The sequence below is a fragment of the Variovorax sp. 20P10.2.4 genome (assembly GCF_058244205.1).
Genome location: NZ_JBZAYE010000644.1, coordinates 1 through 4,000 on the forward strand (window position 1 = coordinate 1; position 4,000 = coordinate 4,000).

Here is a 4,000-nt window from a genome sequence, read left to right on the forward strand (position 1 = left end):
GCGCGTGGCTCGCGGCCAGCAGCTCCAGCAGTTCGGGATGGGCGGTGAGTTTCATGGCGGGGCTACTTTCTCTGCGCCTACGCGAAGCGTCCCATGCAGACGCGCAGTTTCTCCAGGCCGCGCCGGATCCAGGTCTTGACCGTGCCCAGCGGCAGCTTGAGCTGGTCGGCCAGTTCGCCATGGCTGAGCTCGCGCAGGTAGGCCAGGCTGACCACCTCGCGCTGCCGGCCCTCGAGCTGGCTCAGGCACTGGTGCAGCGCCCAGGCCTGCTCGCTGGCATCGGCCGTGTCGGCCGGGTTCGGTGCATCGGATTCGAGGGTGTCGGCCAGCAGTTCGTCGAATTCCTGCGTGAGCTGGGCCCGATCGGCGGTGCGGCGGCGCAGCAGGTCGAGCGCGCGGCTGCGCACGATCAGCCCGAGCCAGGCCAGCGGCGGGCTCAGGCTGGCGCGGTAGTCGCCGGCCACGCGCCAGACGGTGAGAAAGCTCTCCTGCAGCACGTCCTCGGCCCATTCGCGCTGGCGTACCACGCGCATCGCGAGGCCCATGAGCTTGGGGGCGGTCCGGTCGTACAGGATGCGCAGGGCGGCTTCGTCGCGATGGCCGATCCGGTCGATCAGCGCCATCAGCTCGGCGTCGGGGCTGGGTGCGGTCATGCGCGGATTGTGGGGCATCGCTTTCCATCCCTGGAATACGCCCGCGCCGCGGCGCCGGATTCAACCGGTTTTTGGCGCCGGCTGAATCCATCGGCCCACCGCGCGCGTACAGGCGCAAGAGGCCGTCGAAACTCACGACAACAACGGACCGCTTCTTCTTTCACCTCTCCCGAAGCCGATCTGAAAAAGGAAACGATCATGCACATCCGCACCCTGAACGCCCTGGCCGCCGCGCTGGCCGTGGTTGGGCTCGCCGCCTGCTCCGGCATGGGCGCCAAGCCCGCCGCGACGTTCTCGCAGGCCGCCCTGCCCGACGCGGTGAAGGTGCCGGCCGGCCACACGGTGGCCATGGAAACCGTGGGCACCGGCGACATCACCTACGAATGCCGCGTCAAGGCCAACGCCGCCGGCCAGTACGAGTGGTTCTTCGTCGGCCCCGATGCGAAGCTGTGGGACCGCGCCGGCAAGCAGGTCGGCAAGTACTACGGCCCGCCGGCCACCTGGGAAAGCGCCGACGGCTCGAAGGTCACGGCCACGCAAGTCGCCGTCGCTCCGAACGGCACCGGCAACATCCCGCACCAGCTCGTGAAGGCCAACCCGGCCACGGGCGCCGGTGCCATGCAGAACGTGAGCTACATCCAGCGCGTGGCGACCCAGGGCGGCGTGGCGCCGGGCGCGGCCTGCGGTGCCTCGAACATGGGCCAGAAGCAGGTCGTGAAGTACCAGGCCGACTACATCTTCTACCGCGCGGGCTGAGCCCTCGCGCACCTTGAAGACCGGGGCCGCGACCCCGGTTTTCCGTTGCTCCATGCCCCCGCGCGGCCCCCCTTTTGGGTGGGTCGTTTGAAACATTTGTGAACGTATACTGCCCCGCACATAACAGGAGCGGGGCGCTGCGGCGCGCGGGGCGGAGCATGAGGAACATCGCGATCGTGATCGCGCTCTGCGTGGGCGCGTGGTATTACTTCATCGGCGGTCGCAAGCTCGATGAACCGCTGGTCCGCCAGTACTACGAGCAGGAGGCGCACGCCATCCTCTCGCGCGATCCCGAGCGGCTGTGCAAGCAGCTCAGCAGCCGGGCCGTGGTGCAGGACCGCACCACCGTGCTCGGCCAGTCGCAGGACAGCACCCTGAACCGCGCCCAGGCCTGCGATGCCGCGCGCGACAGCTTCAAGACCTTCGAGGTGATCGGCGAGGCGATGGGCGGCATCCTGACCATCGAGTACGACTACCACCTCGATTCGGTCGAGCTCGCCTCGGACCGCAAGAGCGCCATCGTCAAGGGCACCAGCCGGCTCAAGATGGGCGAGCAGGCGATGCAGTTCGCCTCCAGCTTCGAGCAGCGCATCGAGCGCGAGCTCGGCCAGGTGCGGCTGGTGCGTTCCGACCAGAGCACGCTGGTGCGCCTGCAGGGCGCCGGCGCGATGCGGCAGAGCGATTTCTTCAAGAAGTGAGGGCCGTGCCATGAGCACCCGTGACCGCATCCGCGAGGACGACGACCGGCCCGCGCCGCCGCCGTTCTGGCACCGCCTCAACAGCTTCTTCGCCTTTCCGTTCCAGATGCGCCCGCTGATGTACGGGCTGGCGCTCGCGCTGTGCAGCCTGCTGTTCGAGGCGGTGTTCTTCCTGCCCGACGTGCTGGCGATCCTGCTGATCGAGCTGGGCATCGTGCTGGCCGCGAGCCGCTACGGCTTCAAGGTGGTGGCGCTGGGCTCGCGCGGCATCTGGCGCTCGGCCGACTTCCCGCGCACGCTCGACGACGAGTGGGTCAACCTGCCGTGGAAGCTGTTCGCGATCTCGCTGGTGCAGGGCATCGCGATCGGCGCACTGGCCAAGCTCGACCCGATGCTCGCCACGGTCGGCGTGTTCGTCATGTCCTTCACCTTCCCGGCCGCGGTGATCGTGCTGGTGCAGTCGTGCAGCTTCTTCCAGGCGATGAACCCCGGCTACGTGTGGGAGACGATGCGCATCATCGGCTGGCCCTATGCGCTGCTGTGCTTCTTCCTGTTCCTGCTGAGCACCGGCGCGCAGATCGCGATCGCCATGCTGCTGCCGGTGATGAACGGGCGCATCGCGCTGCCGATCATCAACTTCGCCTTCATCTATTTCGGCTGGGTGATGGCCAGCCTGCTGGGCTACGTGATGTACCAGCACCATGCGGCGCTGGGCATCGACCTGCTGCCCGGCGGCGGCGTGGACGACGGCGCACCGGTGGACCGCCGCACGCCCGAGCAGATCGCGGCGCAGCGCCTCGACGCCGAGGTCGCGCAGTGCATCACCGACGGCGACCTCGCGGCCGCGCTCGGCCTCGCCTACGAGGCGCAGCGCACCGCGCCTTCGGACGACCTCGCGGCGCAGCGCCGCTACCACCGCGTGCTGGCGCTCGTGCCCGACAAGAAGGACACGATGCTCGACCAGGCGCGCCGCTTCATCCCGCTGCTGATGCGGCGCGACCTCGCGTCCGAGGCGCTCAAGGTGTTCAAGACCTGCCGCGAGAAGGACAAGGCCTTCGCGCTCGAGGACCCCGCGATGGTGATCGCGATGGCGCGCGCCGAATGGCGCGGCGGCGATGCCCACGGCACCTTGGCGCTGCTGTCGGGCTTCGACCGGCGCTTCCGCGGCCATGCCGCGATCCCGCAGGCCTACGAGCTGGCCGCGCGCGTGCTGGTGCAGGGGCTGGGCCGCTCGGACATGGCGCAGCCGATCCTGACCACGCTCGAGAACCGCTACCCGGACAGCGAGCAGACGAAGGAAGTGCGCTGGCTGCTGCGGCCGGCGCCGGGCGTGGCGGCTTCGGCCTGAGCCGCCTCAGCTCTCCTTCCAGCCCCCGCCCAGCACCTTGTAGATCGTGAGCCGGTTGGTCTGCTCGGTGAGCTGCAGGCCGATCAGCGTCTGCTGCGCGGCGTAGTAGGCGCGCTGCGCATCGAGCACGTCGAGGTAGCTGCTGGCGCCGCTGCGGAACAGCGACTGCGACAGCGAGAAGCTGCGCGAGGTGGCGTCGAGCAGCGAGCGCTGCGCGTCCAGCCGCTCGGCCAGCGTGCGGCGCTCGGCCAGCGCATCGGCCACTTCGCGGAACGCGGTCTGCACCGTCTTCTCGTAGCTCGCGAGCTGGATCTTCTGCTGCGCCTCGGCCACGCGCAGGTTGGCGCGGTTGGCGCCGCCGTCGAAGATCGGCACGCTGATCGAGGGCGCGAAGCTCCAGGCGCTGCTGCCGCTGGCGAACAGGCCCGACAGCGTGCTGCTGGCCGTGCCCGCCGAGGCGGTGAGCGCGATGCGCGGGAAGAAGGCGGCGCGCGCGGCGCCGATGTCGGCGTTGCTCGCGCGCAGCGCATGCTCGGCCGCGAGCA

At 69.5% G+C, this 4,000-nt stretch carries 5 protein-coding genes; 3 read left to right on the forward strand and 2 right to left on the reverse strand.

The window, feature by feature from the left end; all coding sequences use genetic code 11:
- Positions 1–77 precede the first annotated feature (77 nt).
- On the reverse strand, positions 78–653 hold the full coding sequence (locus AC27VN_RS34845; protein ID WP_256222759.1) for an RNA polymerase sigma factor: 576 nt from the start codon (positions 651–653) through the stop codon (positions 78–80).
- A gap of 198 nt (positions 654–851) precedes the next feature.
- Here AC27VN_RS34845 and AC27VN_RS34850 point away from each other — a divergent pair, with 198 nt between their 5' ends.
- The 3 genes from AC27VN_RS34850 to AC27VN_RS34860 all read left to right on the forward strand — a co-directional run bounded on the left by AC27VN_RS34850 (position 852) and on the right by AC27VN_RS34860 (position 3,455).
- Positions 852–1,409 (forward strand): DUF3455 domain-containing protein, encoded by a 558-nt coding sequence (locus AC27VN_RS34850; RefSeq protein ID WP_490879555.1) that lies wholly within the window; start codon positions 852–854, stop codon positions 1,407–1,409.
- A 158-nt stretch (positions 1,410–1,567) separates the two neighbouring features.
- Entirely contained in the window at positions 1,568–2,107 is a 540-nt protein-coding gene (locus tag AC27VN_RS34855) for a hypothetical protein (RefSeq protein ID WP_093348579.1), read from the forward strand.
- Between the two features lie 10 nt (positions 2,108–2,117).
- The gene (locus AC27VN_RS34860) at positions 2,118–3,455 is read left to right on the forward strand and encodes a hypothetical protein (protein WP_490879556.1); all 1,338 of its coding nucleotides are present in this window, start codon (positions 2,118–2,120) and stop codon (positions 3,453–3,455) included.
- A gap of 6 nt (positions 3,456–3,461) precedes the next feature.
- On the opposite strand, the gene AC27VN_RS34865 is transcribed toward AC27VN_RS34860, so the two are convergent.
- A partial coding sequence (locus AC27VN_RS34865; protein ID WP_490879557.1) for a TolC family protein occupies positions 3,462–4,000 on the reverse strand: 539 nt, incomplete at its 5' end.